15 protein-coding genes and 1 tRNA gene are annotated in these 16,904 nt (G+C 54.5%); 1 reads left to right on the forward strand and 15 read right to left on the reverse strand.

Annotation, left to right across the window (positions count from 1 at the left end; translation table 11 throughout):
* Positions 1–99: 99 nt before the first annotated feature.
* The 15 genes from WEB54_RS06015 to WEB54_RS06085 form a co-directional block, all read right to left on the reverse strand.
* Entirely contained in the window at positions 100–1,638 is a 1,539-nt protein-coding gene (locus tag WEB54_RS06015) for a SpoVR family protein (protein ID WP_368054185.1), read from the reverse strand.
* Positions 1,635–2,921, reverse strand: a complete 1,287-nt coding sequence (locus WEB54_RS06020; RefSeq protein ID WP_368054187.1) for a YeaH/YhbH family protein — start codon at positions 2,919–2,921, stop codon at positions 1,635–1,637. Before WEB54_RS06020 ends, WEB54_RS06015 begins: the two co-directional genes overlap by 4 nt.
* An 85-nt stretch (positions 2,922–3,006) precedes the next feature.
* The gene (locus WEB54_RS06025; protein WP_368054189.1) at positions 3,007–4,929 is read right to left on the reverse strand and encodes a PrkA family serine protein kinase; all 1,923 of its coding nucleotides are present in this window, start codon (positions 4,927–4,929) and stop codon (positions 3,007–3,009) included.
* Positions 4,930–5,288: 359 nt separating this feature from the next.
* On the reverse strand, positions 5,289–6,005 hold the full coding sequence (gene ung / locus WEB54_RS06030) for a uracil-DNA glycosylase (RefSeq protein WP_368054191.1): 717 nt from the start codon (positions 6,003–6,005) through the stop codon (positions 5,289–5,291).
* 4 nt (positions 6,006–6,009) lie between these two features.
* The gene (locus tag WEB54_RS06035) at positions 6,010–7,005 is read right to left on the reverse strand and encodes an acryloyl-CoA reductase (protein WP_368054193.1); all 996 of its coding nucleotides are present in this window, start codon (positions 7,003–7,005) and stop codon (positions 6,010–6,012) included.
* Positions 7,006–7,105: 100 nt separating this feature from the next.
* Complete coding sequence (locus WEB54_RS06040; RefSeq protein WP_368054195.1) at positions 7,106–7,678, reverse strand: adenine phosphoribosyltransferase; 573 nt, start codon at positions 7,676–7,678, stop codon at positions 7,106–7,108.
* A 77-nt stretch (positions 7,679–7,755) separates the two neighbouring features.
* Positions 7,756–9,045, reverse strand: a complete 1,290-nt coding sequence (locus WEB54_RS06045; protein ID WP_368054197.1) for an NCS2 family permease — start codon at positions 9,043–9,045, stop codon at positions 7,756–7,758.
* A gap of 376 nt (positions 9,046–9,421) precedes the next feature.
* A complete protein-coding gene (mqo, locus tag WEB54_RS06050) occupies positions 9,422–10,936 on the reverse strand; it encodes a malate dehydrogenase (quinone) (RefSeq protein WP_368054199.1) in 1,515 nt (504 codons plus the stop codon).
* Positions 10,937–11,290: 354 nt separating this feature from the next.
* Positions 11,291–12,376: an alanine racemase gene (alr, locus tag WEB54_RS06055; RefSeq protein WP_368054201.1), complete on the reverse strand. Its 1,086-nt coding sequence runs from the start codon at positions 12,374–12,376 to the stop codon at positions 11,291–11,293.
* A complete protein-coding gene (gene dnaB, locus WEB54_RS06060) occupies positions 12,373–13,776 on the reverse strand; it encodes a replicative DNA helicase (protein ID WP_368054203.1) in 1,404 nt (467 codons plus the stop codon). The genes alr and dnaB overlap by 4 nt, the downstream gene beginning before the upstream one ends.
* A 340-nt stretch (positions 13,777–14,116) precedes the next feature.
* Positions 14,117–14,566 carry a 50S ribosomal protein L9 gene (rplI, locus tag WEB54_RS06065; RefSeq protein ID WP_368054274.1) on the reverse strand — a complete coding sequence of 150 codons (450 nt, stop codon included), beginning with the start codon at positions 14,564–14,566 and terminating at the stop codon, positions 14,117–14,119.
* 10 nt (positions 14,567–14,576) lie between these two features.
* Positions 14,577–15,431, reverse strand: coding sequence for a hypothetical protein (locus WEB54_RS06070; protein WP_368054205.1), 855 nt, complete (start codon positions 15,429–15,431; stop codon positions 14,577–14,579).
* A gap of 25 nt (positions 15,432–15,456) precedes the next feature.
* Positions 15,457–15,684 (reverse strand): 30S ribosomal protein S18, encoded by a 228-nt coding sequence (rpsR, locus tag WEB54_RS06075; protein ID WP_028671490.1) that lies wholly within the window; start codon positions 15,682–15,684, stop codon positions 15,457–15,459.
* 17 nt (positions 15,685–15,701) lie between these two features.
* The gene (gene rpsF, locus WEB54_RS06080) at positions 15,702–16,124 is read right to left on the reverse strand and encodes a 30S ribosomal protein S6 (protein ID WP_028671489.1); all 423 of its coding nucleotides are present in this window, start codon (positions 16,122–16,124) and stop codon (positions 15,702–15,704) included.
* 208 nt (positions 16,125–16,332) lie between these two features.
* Positions 16,333–16,509 carry a hypothetical protein gene (locus WEB54_RS06085; RefSeq protein WP_368054208.1) on the reverse strand — a complete coding sequence of 59 codons (177 nt, stop codon included), beginning with the start codon at positions 16,507–16,509 and terminating at the stop codon, positions 16,333–16,335.
* 253 nt (positions 16,510–16,762) lie between these two features.
* On the opposite strand from WEB54_RS06085, the gene WEB54_RS06090 reads away from it, so the two are divergent.
* Positions 16,763–16,839, forward strand: a tRNA-Met gene (locus WEB54_RS06090).
* Positions 16,840–16,904: the final 65 nt, after the last annotated feature.

Here is a 16,904-nt window from a genome sequence, read left to right on the forward strand (position 1 = left end):
GATGTTATATCAGGCAATCGCCTCCGCTCACTGAGTGAGTGTTACTGTTACGACGTTGGAATCATACTCAGACCATCGCGGGTTCACAATGGCCGCTGCCTACACATACCTAAGCCCTTCCTCAAGCACTTGTTCGGGCGTCATGTCCTTGGGCGGCATGTGCAAACGCTGGCGAACCTCATCCCCCTGACAAGATTCAAGATGCACGTCGAACCCCCACAGCCGATGGACATGTTTGAGCACTTTTTCGGCATCTTTATCGAGCGGGATGTTGTTATGTCGGGTATGACGCAAGGTTAGCGTCCGGTCGCCGCGCAGATTGACCTCCACGACCTGAATATTGGGCTCCCTCATGCTCAGGTTATACTGCTCGGCCAGCAATGCCCGGACCTTGCGATAGCCCTGCTCATCGTGAATCGCGCTGATCTCGAATTCACTCTCATCTTCATCGTCATACACCGCGAACAAATGCATGTCGCGCATCACCTGGGGCGACAAAAACTGCTGAATGAAGCTTTCGTCCTTGAAGTTCTCCATGGCGAAATGCAGGGTATCGAGCCAATCCTTACCCGCCAGATCCGGAAACCACTCACGGTCTTCATCGGTCGGGTTTTCGCACATCCGTTTCAGATCCCGATAAATATTGAAGCCCAGGGTGTAGGGGTTCAGCCCTGAATAGTATTTTGAGTCGTACGGCGGTTGATACACAACCGCCGAATGGCTGGCCAGAAACTCCATCATAAAGCCTTCGGTGATATAGCCCCGGTTATACATCTCATTCATCAGGGTGTAGTGCCAAAAACTGGCCCACCCCTCGTTCATCACCTGAGTCTGACGCTGCGGGTAAAAATACTGGGCCAGCTTGCGAACAATGCGCACCAGTTCGCGCTGCCAGGGTTCCAGCAAGGGCGCATTTTTTTCAATGAAGTAAAGAATATTTTCCTGGGGCTCTGAAGGGAACGTCCGCCGCTCCTGCTGGGCCTCTTTGCCTTCTGCTATCGGTATGGTGCGCCACAGCAAATTAACCTGTTGCTGCTGATAGGTTTCGCGCTCCTCCTGACGCGCCAGCTCTTCTGCGGCGGAAATGGGCGATGGTCGTTTATAGCGATCCACACCGTAATTCTGTAAAGCGTGGCAGGAATCCAGTATCCGTTCCACTTCTCGCACACCGTATCGTTCTTCACAGTGAGTCACGTACTGCTTGGCAAACACCAAATAATCGATAATGGCAGTCGCGTCGGTCCAGGTTTTAAACAGGTAGTTATTCTTAAAAAAAGAATTATGGCCATAGCAGGCGTGCGCAATCACCAACGCCTGCATTGGCATGGTGTTTTCTTCCATCAGATAGGCAATACAGGGGCTGGAATTGATGACGATCTCATAGGCCAGCCCCATAAAGCCGCGCTGATAATTTTGCTGAGTCTGCAGAAACTGCTTGCCATAGGACCAATGGTGGTACCCCAGCGGCATGCCAATGGACGAATAGGCATCCATCATCTGCTCCGAACTGATGATCTCAATCTGGTTCGGATAGGTATCCAGCCGGTACTCCTGAGCAATCTGGCTGATTACGTGGTCATATTCCTGAATCAGCGGGAAAGTCCACTCACTGCCGGTTGAAATGGGTTTCTGGGTCATGTGGTTTTCCTCTGAAACAACTGGCGGAAGACCGGGTAAATATCGGAGGGGTCGATGATCTGTTCCATCGCAAACTGCTCTGGAAACCCCGTCTGCACATCCTCATAGGCATGCCAGAGCGCCTGATGGTCACGCGGTGTGATCTCAATATAGGAATAATACTGCACCAGCGGCATGATCGCTTTGGCCAGTAACTCACGACACTGGGGAGAGTCGTCATTCCAGTTGTCGCCATCGGAAGCCTGAGCCGCATAGATGTTCCATGCGTTTGGCGGATACCGGTCGTTAATCACCTCACCCATCATCTTTAATGCACTGGACACAATGGTTCCACCAGTCTCCCGTGAATAGAAAAACTCTTCTTCATCAACCTCTTTGGCACTGGTGTGATGTCGGATAAAGACGACTTCGATTTTTTCGTAATTGCGCCGCAAGAACAGGTACAACAATAAGAAAAACCGTTTTGCCATATCCTTGGTGCTCTGAGTCATGGAGCCGGACACATCCATCAGGCAGAACATAACGGCAGCATTGCTCGGCACCGGCACCCGCTCGTTGCGATTAAAGCGCAGATCGAAGTCGTCGATAAACGGCATCCGGCGAATCTTGTGGTCCAGCCCTTCGATTTCTTCCTGCCAGCCCAGCAATGATTGGGCATCGCGCAAGACCTCGTCTTTCTCCATCTCTTGCTCAACCAGGGCTTTCAGCTCTTTCAGCCGACGTCGTGACTTGCCACTGAGCGCGATGCGCCGGGCATGGGCATTGCGCAACGAACGAACAATATTGATGCGGTTGGGCACGCCCTGGCTGGTAAAACCGGCATGGCGGTACACATGATCGCTCATTTCCTTGAGTTCTTTGCGCACCAGGTTGGGTAATTCCAGATCTTCGAACAGAAATTCCAGAAATTCGTCCTGGGTAATGTTGAAAGTAAAGTCGTCTAACCCTTCCCCGCTGTTCCCGGCATCGCCACTGCCCTGCCCCTGGCCACCGCTGCCACCCGAGGGCTTGCGAATGCGATCCCCTGATCGGAATTCTTTATTGCCCGGATTGATGATATTGCGTTTGCCACCGCGACCGTGGCTAAACACTGGTTCAGAGATGTCCTCCGACGGTATGGATATCGACTCACCATGTTCCATATCGGTAATGGACCGCTTATTGACGGCCTCATTGACTGCCTTCTTGATGTGCTTGCGGTACCGCTCCAGGAACCGACGACGATTAACCGCGCTCTTGTTCTTTCCATTTAACCGACGGTCAATCACGTAAGAATTCATCATACTGTGACCTCTGTTTGTCGAGCAGACCGGAACTCCGTCTACCTGGCAAAAAATATTGCCTGGCAGCCAGATTATTCGTTACCGATCAGGACGACTTGCGCACTCTCAGATACCATTCACTCAGCAGGCGCACCTGTTTTTCGGTGTAACCCCGGTTGACCATGCGCCGCACGAAATCCTGATGTTTCTTTTCATCATCGTTAGACGACTTGGCGGAGTAGGAAATGACCGGCAATAGATCTTCGGTATTCGAGAACATTTTCTTCTCGATGACAGCGCGCAGTTTTTCATAGCTCTGCCAACTCGGGTTGCGCCCTTCATTGTTGGCCCGGGCACGCAATACAAAGTTTACGATCTCGTTGCGGAAGTCTTTGGGATTGGAGATACCAGCGGGCTTCTCGATCTTCTCCAACTCCTCGTTCAACGCAGCCCGGTCAAGGATCTCACCGGTTTCCGGATCACGGAATTCCTGATCCTGTATCCAGAAGTCAGCATAGGTGACGTAGCGGTCAAAAATATTCTGACCGTATTCGGAGTAGCTCTCAAGGTAGGCGGTCTGGATCTCTTTGCCGATAAAATCAACATAGCGCGGCGCCAGATACTCTTTCAGGTGCGCCAGATAACGGTCGTGGACGTCCTGGGGAAACTGCTGTTGCTCGATCTGGTCTTCAAGTACATAAAGCAAATGCACCGGGTTAGCGGCAACTTCAGTGGCATCGAAGTTAAATACTTTCGACAGGATTTTGAAGGCGAAGCGAGTCGACAGCCCATCCATACCCTCATCAACCCCTGCGGAATCCTTGTACTCCTGAATGGTCTTGGCTTTGGGATCAGTGTCTTTCAGGTTTTCACCGTCATAGACGCGCATTTTCGAATAGACATTCGAATTTTCAGGCTCTTTAAGCCTGGAGAGCACCGAAAACTGTGCCAGCATCTTCAGCGTATCCGGAGCGCAGGGTGACTCGGACAGAGAACTGCTTTCGATCAATTTTCGGTAGATGTTGATTTCTTCGGTGACTCGGGTGCAATAAGGCACCTTGACGATAAACACCCGATCCAGAAAGGCTTCGTTGTTCTTGTTGTTGCGAAATGCCTTCCATTCAGATTCGTTACTGTGGGCCAGCACCGTACCAGTAAAGGGAATGGCGCTCATGCCTTCAGTGGCGTTATAGTTACCTTCCTGAGTGGCCGTGAGCAAGGGGTGTAACACCTTGATCGGCGCCTTGAACATCTCGACGAATTCCATCAAACCCTGGTTGGCTTTACACAGAGCACCGGAGAAGCTGTAGGCATCCGGATCGTTCTGGGGAAAATCTTCCAGCATGCGGATATCGACCTTTCCCACCAGCGCTGAGATATCCTGGTTGTTTTCATCGCCGGGTTCGGTCTTGGCGACCGCAACCTGATCGGTAATCGAAGGGTAGAGTTTAACCACCCGAAACTGGCTGATGTCTCCGCCAAATTCATGCAGGCGCTTGACTGCCCAGGGCGACATGATAGAACGCAAGTAGCGCAGCGGGATGCCATAGCGCTCTTCCAGAATGGCGCCGTCTTCATCCGGATCAAACAAGCTCAGCGGGCTCTCATAAACAGGAGACCCCTTGATCGCATAAAACGGTACGGTTTCAATCAGTTGTTTCAGGCGCTCGGCCAGAGACGATTTACCGCCGCCCACCGGGCCCAGCAGGTAGAGGATCTGTTTCTTCTCTTCCAACCCCTGAGCGGCATGGCGGAAATAAGAAACGATCTGCTCGATCGGCTCTTCCATACCGTAAAATTCTTCGAATGCCGGGTAACGTCGGATAATTTTATTGGAAAAGATACGACTCAGCCTGGCGTCTTTGGCCGTATCGATGACCTGGGGTTCGCCAATGGCGGCGAGCATTCGTTCAGGGGCCGACGAGTAAGCGATCGGATCCTCTTTACACAAAGCAAGGTACTCTTCGAGGGAATACTCCTCCAGCAACCTGGCTTCATAACGTGATTGAAAATGCTTGAATATATCCATGAACGACCCCCTGGAACGCTATCAATTAAGCTCTCTCCGTGAGCGATGTCTGTCATGTTTCAGTGAATATCTATGCTCTCTTTTACTGGCTGCAAAGTGCACGCCAACACATGAAAACCCTGTCAGTTCAGATAGGTACCGGCCGCCCGGCGTACTCCGCTTTACAGTGAATAAGTAATGCATGGTGGAAACTGGGCGAAGGCGTTTCGCCCGGCCATTTCTGACCTGCTTACAATTTCAAGGTTAGTTCAGAAGCCGCGTAAAGGCAGGCAAATAGCGGACTTTTTTTAGAATTTACAGTTGGATAGCCGATACTGAACAGAGTGAGGGATCGCGCAGAAATATCAGGGCTCCGGCGCCTACAGTTGCCAGTCGACCGGCGTTTGACCCGTGCCGCGTAAATAAACATTGGCCCGGGAAAAATGACCCGAACCAAACCAGCCACGATGCGCCGACAAGGGTGACGGATGCGGGGCCGTCAAAACACAGTGACGCTGGCGGTCAATCATTTGACCTTTCTTCTGGGCATAACTCCCCCACAGCATAAACACGACATCATCCCGAAACCGGTTGATGTGGTCGATCACCGCATCGGTCACGGCCTCCCACCCTTGACCCCGGTGGGCATTGGCCTGGCCCTGTTCGACGGTCAGTACTGCGTTCAGTAGCAGCACGCCCTGATGGGTCCAGGGCGTCAGATCGCCGGTATCGGGTACGCTGAAGGGAATGTCATTGCTCAGCTCTTTGAAGATATTTCGCAAGCTGGGTGGGAAGGCAACACCCGCAGGGACTGAAAAGCTCAGCCCTTGCGCCTGGCCCGGTCCGTGGTATGGGTCCTGCCCCAGAATAACGACTTTCACCTGCTCTATCGGCGTGGCATTTAATGCCTCGAACACGGCAGGCGCAGGGGGGTAGATCCGAGCGCCCTGCTCTGCCCGTTGATTAAGCCACTGCACCAGGGTTCGCTGTTGCGGCTCGGCCAGGGTGGGTGCCAGGGCGGCCCGCCAACCAGGGTCGGTCAGAGCGAGATCGGGGTCCAGTAACCAGTTTGGTTCGGGTGACGCGGATTGCACCACAGAATCAGTCCTCCGCAATTTGGATCAGCGCCCGGCGCTGAATATTGCTGGCCAGCATGGCCTCGATACGCGGTCCCAGTTCTTCCAGTGTCAGCGTATCGCACATAGTGTTCAGCATGGGCAACTTCCACAGCTGTGCATACTTGGCCAGCACCCGGGTCCGGGCATCCAGCGGGGCATCAGCACTGGCAACGCCGAGCAGGTTCACCCCACGCAAAATAAACGGGAAGATATCGGCAGGGAGCGCAGTGCCGCCGACAATGCCGCAGGCAGCCACAGATCCGCCATAGCGCAGGCTCTTGAGAATATTGACCAGCGTATGGCTCCCGACCGTATCGATGGCGCCAGCATAATTAGCCGGTCGCAGTGCTTTTGAATCCGGTTCGCTCAGCGCTTCGCGCGGCAAGATATCTGTTGCACCCAATTGCCTTAGCCAATCATGCGAGTCGGGTTTACCGCTCACGGCGGTAACCTTATAGCCCAGGGTCGACAGCAAGTGCACCGCCAGACTGCCTACGCCTCCGGTTGCGCCTGTGACCAAAACAGGGCCTTCTTCGGCGCGAACACCGCTTTCGATCAACTTTTCCAGACAATAGGCGGCTGTCACTCCGGCTGTTCCAAGGCGCATGCTGTCGGCCATACTCAACCCGGTTGGTAACGTCACCACCCAGTCTGCTGGCACGCACACATAATCGGCAAAGCCACCCTGAGTATTCATGCCCAGGTCGAAGCCAATCACCGCGACCTGTGTTCCGGGTTGAAACTGGCCAGACCGATCTTGCTCAACCACGCCAGCCGCATCGATGCCGGGCGTATGGGGGTAGTAACGGCTGACGCCCTTGTGGCCGTTCGCGGACAGCGCATCTTTATAATTCAGCGATGACCAGTGCACTCGAATCAACACATCGTGGTCGGGTAACTCACTCATTGGCCGGTCTTCAAGGGTGCGGGTAACGCCCTGATCGGTCAGATGTATGCGAAACGCTCTATAGGTCGTCATTGTTGCCCCCTGGGCTGCGGTTACGGATCCTGAGTCTTTATGACCCACTGGACATTAATCGTCAGTTTACCCAAGTCCAGCCGGACGGGGTTATACCGCTTTAGTCGCCTGCAAACTCACACAGGGCCCGAACGCTATGCCCAGCCCGGGTCAGGGTCTGGCTACCACCCAGATCCGGCAGATCAACAATGGCGGCGCATTCAACCACGTCGGCACCCAGACGCTGTACCAGCGAGCAGGCCGCCACCAGGGTTCCACCGGTGGCAATCAGGTCATCAAGCACCAGTACACGCTGACCGGGTTTAAGCGCGTCGGCATGAATCTGCAGCACGGCCTGACCGTATTCAAGTTCATAAGCTTCTTCAAGGGTATCGAACGGCAACTTACCCTGCTTGCGAACCGGCACAAAGGCGGTATTCAACTGATACGCCAGAGGTGCCCCTATAATAAAACCCCGGGCATCAATGCCGACCACCGCGTCAATGTCATAGTCGAAATAGCGATACACGAAGGCATCGATCAGTTGGCGAAACACTTTTGCATCGGACAACAGCGTAGTGATGTCCCGAAATTGAACACCGGGCTTGGGCCAGTTCGGCACAGTGCGGATGTGAGCTTTGGGGTCAAAGACCGGGTGTTGGTTCTCATTCTTTTGTACAGAATTGTTTGGCACTGCAGGAATCCACTTTGAATAAAAAACGGGGCCATTGTAGCGACCCCGTTCTAATTTCGCGATGTTATCGTCAGACGTTACAGGAAGATGTATTTCAACAGAGCCGCACCCGCAATGACGTAGACACTGATGTTGACGTCTTTTGCTTTGCCGGCCATCACTTTGACGACTGCATAGGTGATGAACCCGGCCGCGATACCTTCGGCGATCGAATAGGTCAGCGGCATCATCACCGCCGTTACCACCACCGGGGCGGCCTCGGTCATGTCTTTCCAGTCAACGCTGGAGATGGAAGAGATCATCAGCACGGCAACGAACAGCAACGCTGAAGCCGTCGCGTAAGCCGGAATCATCTGTGCCAGTGGCGAGAAGAACAGCGCCAGCAAGAACAGGACCGAGACCGTCAGGGCCGTCAGCCCCGAACGACCGCCTGCAGCGATACCCGCACCGCTTTCGATGTAACTGGTGGTGGTCGAGGTACCCAGCAATGAACCGGCTACAGACGCCGTACTATCGGCCATCAGGGCCTTGCCCAGGCGCGGCAGCTTGCCATCTTTGTCGAGCAGGTTGCCCTCTTTAGCCACGGCTACCAGGGTGCCTGAGGTATCGAAAACGTCGACAAACAGAAATGACAAAATAACCGCGATCAGGCTCAGCTCAAGTGCACCGAGAATATCCAGCTGGAAAAAAGTTGCGCCCAGGCCAGAGGGCATGGCCAGGAAACCGTTGTACTCAACCAGATCGAAAAAGAAACCCGCAACGGTTACGGCCAGAATGCCAATAATCACGCTGCCGGTAACGCGTCTGTGATGCAGGGCGGTAATCAGCGCGAAACCCAGAAACGCCAGAATCACCTGCGGTGAGCTCAGGTCACCGGGGCCCACCAGGGTTGCGTCGTTATTAACGACCACCCCTGCGCCCTGCAGACCGATAATGGCCAGAAACAGGCCAATACCGACCGCAATACCGGTCTTCATTGAGGCCGGAATGGCATTGATGATCCACTCGCGCACTTTGAACGCGCTGAGCAATACGAACAGAATACCGGACCAGAACACACAGCCGAGCGCGACCTCCCAGCTAACGCCCATGCCCATGACAACACCAAAGGTGAAGAAGGCATTGAGACCCATACCCGGGGCCAGCGCGACCGGATAATTGGCCAGCAGGCCCATAATGCCGGTCCCCAGAGCAGCAGCAATACAGGTGGCCACAAACACAGCATCGAAGGGCATGCCTGTCGCCGACAGGATGCCCGGGTTCACAGCGATGATGTACGCCATGGTCAGAAAGGTAGAAATACCCGCAAGCACTTCGGTGCGAACATCGGTTCCGAGTTCTTTCAGCTTGAAGAATTGTTCCAGCATGATAATTCCTATTATGGGCAATGCACCAAGGCGTCCGGACGGGGCCTGAGTGTCAGTCACCTTGTTTTTATGGTTTTCCGTAACAGCCGTAATGTTGTGTAACAGCTGTGGGTTTTTGTAACAGCGGCGATTTTCGCAGACTTTACACGCGCAAGCACCTCTGGACCGTTCGGTCAGAATTTAACTTAGCAGAAGCTGTGCCAGGAGGGAGGATTATTTTATAACTCAAGTTTCAGAGTTCGTACCAACTGAGTGCCAGGTGCCGGGGGTGCCTGGCACGGACTCCTGGCAATTCAGCGAAACTGAACTCCGAAACTTGAGTTATAAACAAGGGGTCGTCCAGCCTGCGACAGGCAGGCCGGGTGTATGAGACTTATCAGGGATGCAGCTTCAGGGTATCCAGGGTGCGCTGACGCACCTCGGCCAGCAAATCGGCGTCGTTGATCAGAGATTTTCCGTAGGAAGGCACCATCGTCTTCATTTTTTGCTGCCAGTCCGCATCATTCATGCGTTCGGAATAGCAGGTCTCAATGATGTTGATCATGGTCTGCGCCGCAGTGGATGCCCCCGGAGAAGCCCCCAGCAAAGCAGCCAGACTGCCGTCGGCAGTCGAGATCACCTCGGTACCGAACTCCAGCTTACCACCAAGTTCCGGGTCCTTTTTGATGATCTGGACGCGCTGACCGGCGATGGCCAGCTCCCAGTCTTCATCACGGGCATTGGGGTAAAACTTGCGCAAGGCATCAACCCGGGATTTATGTGACTGCATCACTTCACTGATCAGATAGCGGGTCAGGTCCATATTGCCCAGGCCCGCAATCAGCATGGGTTTCAGGTTATTGGGTCGCACCGATTTAACCAGATCAAAAAAGGAACCCTGTTTCAGAAACTTGGTAGTGAACCCGGCAAAGGGGCCGAACAGCAGCGCTTCCTTACCATCGATAATACGGGTATCCAAATGCGGAACGGACATCGGCGGCGCTCCAAGAGGCGCTTTGCCGTAAACCTTGGCATGGTGCTGTTTAACGACCTCGGGCTTGCGGCATACCAGCCACTGGCCGCTGACCGGGAACCCGCCATAGCCATGCCCTTCCGGTACGCCGGATTTCTGCAACAACGGCAGTGCGCCACCGCCCGCGCCCAGAAACACAAAACGGGCGTCCACTGCTTGAATCTGCCCGGTTTTGGTGTCTTTCAGGGTCACGGCCCAACGACCATTGTCTTTCTGATTCAGGTCGACAACCTCATGCGACAGTTTCAACTCGAAGCCGTTTTGCTGTTGCAGGTGGTTAACCAGATGACGTGTCAGCGCCCCAAAATCGACATCAGACCCATAGCGAACCCGGGTTCCTGCCACTTTTTGGTGCGGATCGCGATCTTTCATGATCAGCGGCATCCACTCACGCAACACCTCAGGATCATCGGTAAATTCCATGTCTTTGAACAGATGATGGGCTTTCAGCGTCTCGTAGCGTTTCTTCAGAAACGCCACGTTCTCCTCACCCCAGACAAAGCTTTTGTGCGGTGCCGTGTTAATGAAGCGCGCCGGTTCCGGCAAAGCACCCTGCTCAACCAGGTAAGACCAGAACTGCAGGCTGACTTCAAAGGCCGAGTTGATAAAGAACGCCTTGGTAGTATCGATGCTGCCATCGGTCTTCACCGGCGTATAGTTGAGCTCACAATAGGCGGCATGACCGGTACCCGCATTGTTCCAGCCATCGCTGCTCTCCTGGGCAACGCTGTTCTGTTTTTCCAGCATCAGGATCTCGAACTTGGGATCCAGCTGTTTCAACATCATCCCCAGGGTGGCGCTCATGGCACCGGCACCAACTAACACAACGTCTGTAGTGATTGCAGTCATCAGGATATTCGCCCGCTGAAAAGTAAGCATTGGGAACAGATCCGCGACACTTTTTCGATGCGCGAGCGCCTCGCAATCACCGGTTTGTACAAGTGTCGGTCAATTACGGACCTGTTCCGGAAATCTTGGAAGCCCACCATAGCGACGCATTAAAGCGAGTGTTTGCTAACCCGCATCGCCAATCGTTAAGCCAACCGCAGCGAATTATACGGATTTTGTAACAAATGTCTTGAACAAAGCGCCAAACAGCGATCATCCATTTGGCGTATAGACGTTATGGGTCAGGTCGTTTCGCGGTTTGCAGGGAGAACCCGTCGCTTTTTTCAATCCATAAAAAAGCCGGATAGCCCGGCTTCTCCATTCAGAATTTCAACCGGGCCTGGATCAGTCTGACGGCCATTGTTTATCGACTCGGGGCGAAAGCCGCGTCAACAATTCATAGCCAACGGTGCCTATATGTAACGCTACTTCATCGACACTTAGATGCTCGCCCCACAGTTCGGCCGAATCACCGAGTTGAACGTTCGGTACATCGGTCACATCGACGGTCAGCATGTCCATCGAGACCTTACCTACCAGGGGGACCCGCTGACCACCCAACCAGACTGGCGTGTTGTCCGGCGCGTGCCGCGGATAACCATCGCCGTAACCGATTGCCAGCGTGGCAATCCGGCTCTGGCGGCTGGCTTGCCAGCGTGCGCCATAGCCTACCCAGTCACCAGCGGGCACAGAGCGCAGAGCGATGACCGGGGCCGTTAACCGCATGGCCGGTTTCAGGCCCAATTCCAATCCGGTTTTGGCAAATCCCGGGGAAGCGCCATACAACATAATGCCAGGCCGTACCCAGTCGGCATGACTTTCCGGCCAGGCCATCACGCCAGCCGAATTGGCCAGGCACAGACGTGCACCCGGCAGCTCACGGGCCAGTTTATTAAAACGGGCGATCTGGATCGACGTATTGGGTGTTTTAGGCTCATCGGCACTGGCGAAATGCGTCATCAGATTAACGGGCTGACCGGGACGAATGGCCTGGACCCGCCGCGCAAAATCGGGAGCTTGTTCGGGTTCTATGCCCAGCCGGTGCATACCGGTATCTACTTTCAGCCAGATGACCTGTTGCTCGAGCTGACCTGCCATGGCTTCCAGAAAAGCCAGTTGCTCGGCCTGGTGCACGACGGTATCGCAGCGGAGACGTACCGCATCCAGCGCTTGCAAAGGCCCCAGCGTGCCTTCCAGCAACAGAATGGGCGCATCGATGCCCGCGTCCCTGAGGGCTTGTGCCTCAGCCAGTGTGGCGACGGCGAAGCCATCGGCCTGATGCAGCGCCTGCGCCACCTGAACAGCACCATGACCATAGCCATCGGCTTTTATAACCGCCCAGACCCGAGCTCCGGGTGCCAGGGTTCGAACCCGCTGCAGATTGTATTGCAGCGCAGACGGATCCATATACGCACAGGTACCCCGACTCATTCGTTTTGCCAGTCGCCGTATTGCTCCGGCGCGAGGTTTTCAAATCGGCTGTATTGCCCCAGAAACGCCACCCGACAGGTCCCAATGGGGCCGTTACGCTGCTTGCCGATGATCAGCTCGGCGATGCCCTTGTCGCTGGAGTCCTCGTTATAGACTTCATCCCGATAGATGAACATGATGATGTCGGCGTCCTGCTCGATCGCACCGGATTCCCGCAGATCCGAGTTGACCGGCCGTTTGTTGGGTCGTTGTTCCAGGCTTCGGTTCAACTGCGACAGCGCCACCATAGGGCAATTGAATTCCTTGGCCAGGGCTTTGAGCGACCGGGAAATCTCGGAAATCTCACCGGTACGGCCCTCGGTAAAGCCCTTGATCTTCATCAACTGCAAATAGTCGATCATGATCAGGCCAATATCGCCGTGTTCCCGCACCAGACGCCGCAACCGGCTACGCATTTCATTCGGGCTGATGCCGGGCGTATCGTCAATAAACAGTTTGCGGTCCTTGAGCAGGTTGACCGCCTTGGTCAGCTTGGGGAAATCGTCTTCATGCAGCTTACCGGTTTTGACCCGCCCCATATCAATGCGCCCGAGTGACGCGATGGACCGGGTGATGATCTGGTCTGCGGGCATTTCCAGGCTGAACACGACAACCGGCTTCTCCTGATTCAGCGTGGCCTCTTCAACCAGGTTCATGGCAAAGGTCGTTTTACCCATGGAGGGTCGGGCAGCAACGATCACCAGATCGCCAGCCTGCATACCTGTGGTCATCTTATCGAGATCGGCAAAGCCGGTAGAGACCCCGGTAATATCACTGTCGGAATGAAACAACTCATCAATACGCTGAATGGCCTTGTCGACCAGGGGGTTCACATGGATCAACCCACCTTCCTGATCGGCACGTTCCTCGGCGATCTGAAACACCTGGCGCTCGGCATCATCCAGAATCGATTCCGCGTCCATGCCACGCGGGTCATAGGCTTTGCTGGCAATGTCATTGGCAACCGCAATCAACCGCCTCAGAACCGACCGCTCCTGAACAATTTTGGCGTAGGCAACCAGGTTACCAATCGACGGCGTGTTCTCAGCCAGATCGTTCAGGTACTCCATACCGCCAACGGCATCGAGCTGCTTCTCGTTATCGAGTGCTTCACCCAGGGTAATAACGTCGAGCGGCTGAGTCTGCTCCGCCAGCCGGATCATCATCCGGTACACCTGGCGGTGCTCGTTACGATAGAAATCGTCGGGCAGCAGGATCTCGGCGACATTGTCCCACTGGCTGTTGTCGATCATCAGCGCACCCAGCACCGACTGCTCCGCCTCCAGCGAGTGCGGCGGCACCTTGAGCCCGGCCAACTCTTCGTTGTGGGAAAACAGATCGTCTTCGAGGGTATCGGTCATAGCGCGTAACTCATCGGGACCTTCAGCACAGAGAACAAGGCCCGCTATGGTATCGGTTTGAGCCGCCAATTGGGAGAGGCGTTGGCCTCCGGGCAATGGTGTCATGAGTCAGAATTGGCAGCCAACGAGTGTCAGGTGCCGGGTTTGCTTGTCTGGGGAAGTCTGAAGCAGGGAGGCTTCAGTCCAGGCCCCATGGACAGGTTCACGCCGACCCCAGATAAGCAAACCCGGTGCCTGACACGGATTCCTGGCACAAAAAAAGGGAGACTGGCTACGCACTAGTGCGTAGCCAGTCTCCCTTTCCGGGTCGGAACCGTATCAGCAGTATGGCACTGCTGTATTAGGCTTCCGGTACCACGATGATGTGAACCGAGCCTTCAACATCCGGATGAACCTGGATGGTGATGTTAAATTCACCGGTGTTACGGATCGGGCCAGCAGGCATTTTGACTTCAGACTTGCTGATTTCAACGCCAGCGGCAGCGACCAGATCAGCCACATCGCGCGGGCCGATAGAACCGAACAGCTTGCCTTCGTCACCGGCGTTCGCTTGAACGGTCAGTTCGATCTCAGCCAGCTTCTCGGCGCGCTCGTGAGCAGCAGCCAACTTTTCGGCTTCCGCTTTTTCAAGCTCGGCACGACGCTCTTCAAATACTTTAACGTTGTCCTTGCTGGCAGGCACAGCCTTACCTTGTGGGACCAGGTAGTTACGTGCGTAACCGCTTTTTACGTTAACGGTGTCGCCCAGAACACCCATCTTGCCAACTTTCTCAAGCAGGATAACTTCCATCTCGCTTACCTCATTCGTCATTCTGGTCCGGCGCTTTGGTCAGGCGGGCTCTTATATCAACCACACCATCAATCACAGCACCCAGTACCAGCAATGGTAAAATGAACTGATTGAGCAGCAGGCCACCAACATAAAATGCGAGTAGCCACTGCCCACCCATATTCGTTTTCGCGATCACCCCATGCACCAACGCCACACCGGCGAATAACAGAGGCAACAGCAACAACAGCATGGCTGCAGGCTTAACTACGTAAGCCAGGCCGGCCAGCAACACCAGCGCCACTAACAAGCGACCGCTGATTCTCAGCGCGTGGAATTCCTGTCGGAACCCACCCGGGTTATACAACCCGGCTTGCCAGTAACGCGCCAGCACCAAACACAGCAGCGCTTCAAGGAGTTCTACGGTCATTACCAGAAAAGCCGCATTGGGCTTCACCGATTCCAGCATCTGCCATAACGGCTGAGAGGTATCAGTGTCGGTAACACCCACTTGTACCTGAGTAATTACCGCTTCAAACCGATCACCAAGCAAACCCTGAGCGGCCATTGCCAGTACAATGCCCACAAGGGCTGCAACCGACAAAAGCACCGACCAGTTCTGCACCGATCGCATCACCATCGCCAACAGCGCGGTGACCGGTAAAACCAGCAGAGGCAAAACCATCCCGGTCAATTGCCAGGAAATGAGCCCCCCTGCCAAACTCCACAACAGCACCCTGGTGCCTTCGGTGGCGCCACGCCTGAGCGTGACCAGTGCCACCAGAGCCGCGCTGAGTGCATAAAGCAACGGCAGCGCAGCAAAACCTGCAGCGAGAACCCCGGCGTTTAGTTGGCTTTTCATCGCAAAGCGAGCCAAGCCCATCATGCCCGGGTCCTCCCTTTAATCCGACTTACTGATGACTGTCGGTGTAAGGCAGCAAGGCAAGGTAGCGAGCACGCTTGATGGCCGAAGACAACTGGCGCTGGTAACGTGCACGGGTACCGGTGATCCGGCTAGGTACGATCTTGCCGGTTTCAGTAACGTAGCCCTTCAACAGGTCTACATCTTTGTAATCGATTTCCTTGATGCCTTCTGCAGTGAAACGGCAGAATTTGCGGCGGCGGAAAAAACGTGCCATGTGAATGCTCCTCGTTGTTAGGCTTCTTCAGACTCTTCGTCGTTCTCAGGCTCTGACTCGGTCTCTTCAGCGCGGTTGCGAGCAACAGCGGCTTGAGCTTCGTCTTTGGCCTTCTTGGCTTCAACGCTCTTCATCATTGGAGACGCTTCAGTATCCGCATCTTTGCGACGCATGATCATGTTGCGGATGATGGCATCGTTAAACCGGAAGGTGCTCTTCAGATCTTCAACGGTGTCGTTATCAGCTTCAATGTTCAACAGAACATAGTGAGCCTTGTGAGCATTGAGGATAGGGTAAGCCAATTGACGGCGGCCCCAATCTTCATGGCGATGTACCTTGCCACCTTTCTCGGTTACAACAGAGGTGTAACGCTCGATCATGGCCGGTACTTGCTCTGACTGGTCAGGATGGACCAGCAGAACGATTTCATAATGACGCATAAAATCTCCTTGCGGTTTTGGCAACCTCCTGCGGTGCGGCCGCAGTAAGGTAAGGAGTGACTCTTCAGCCTTTGTTATGACCTGGCCCGAAACGTGTTACCGCCCGGTCCTGTCCATGCAAAAGGCACAAACCTCCCTGCCTGAGACAGGCCGGAAGGGCGCGCATAGTATAGAATGCTGGCTGCAGAATCAAGAAAAACAGGGCGTTTCAACTGCCCGGGCACCACTCGTGCTCAGCCATCGGCGGCATCGGGCACCCCAGACAGTCGGCCAGGGTGCGCAGCAACTCGTACTCATCCTGATGAATGGCACCGTCGGCAGGAATTACGTCAACGCAGGCCTGCTGCACATCTATCTGAGAAAAGGCGTTTTTGAACAGCGTCACAAAAAAGGGGCCGCCATACCCGGCGCTTCGACGCCTGAGCCTACAGATGACTTGTTTTTTTGGTCAATCCTGCGAAAATCGCCGCCCGACTGACTGGTAATAAGGCTAAGCGGTTACCGGTCAGGTATCCAGTGCGCTGCAGAGATATACTTTTTTCGGATTCAGGGTTCTAAGCCCTTGAATTTTTTGAAAAAAACGAGATGTTCGTGTTGACACACTGGAAAATATTCGCATAATACGCAGCCGTTACAGAGGCTATGTAGCTCAGCTGGTTAGAGCACAGCATTCATAATGCTGGGGTCGCTGGTTCAAGTCCAGCCATAGCCACCAACGTCTTTATTGGGCCGTCGCCAAGTGGTAAGGCAACGGGTTTTGATCCCGTCATCCGCAGGTTC

This window comes from Saccharospirillum sp., from assembly GCF_040881935.1.
Taxonomy (GTDB): domain Bacteria; phylum Pseudomonadota; class Gammaproteobacteria; order Pseudomonadales; family Natronospirillaceae; genus Saccharospirillum.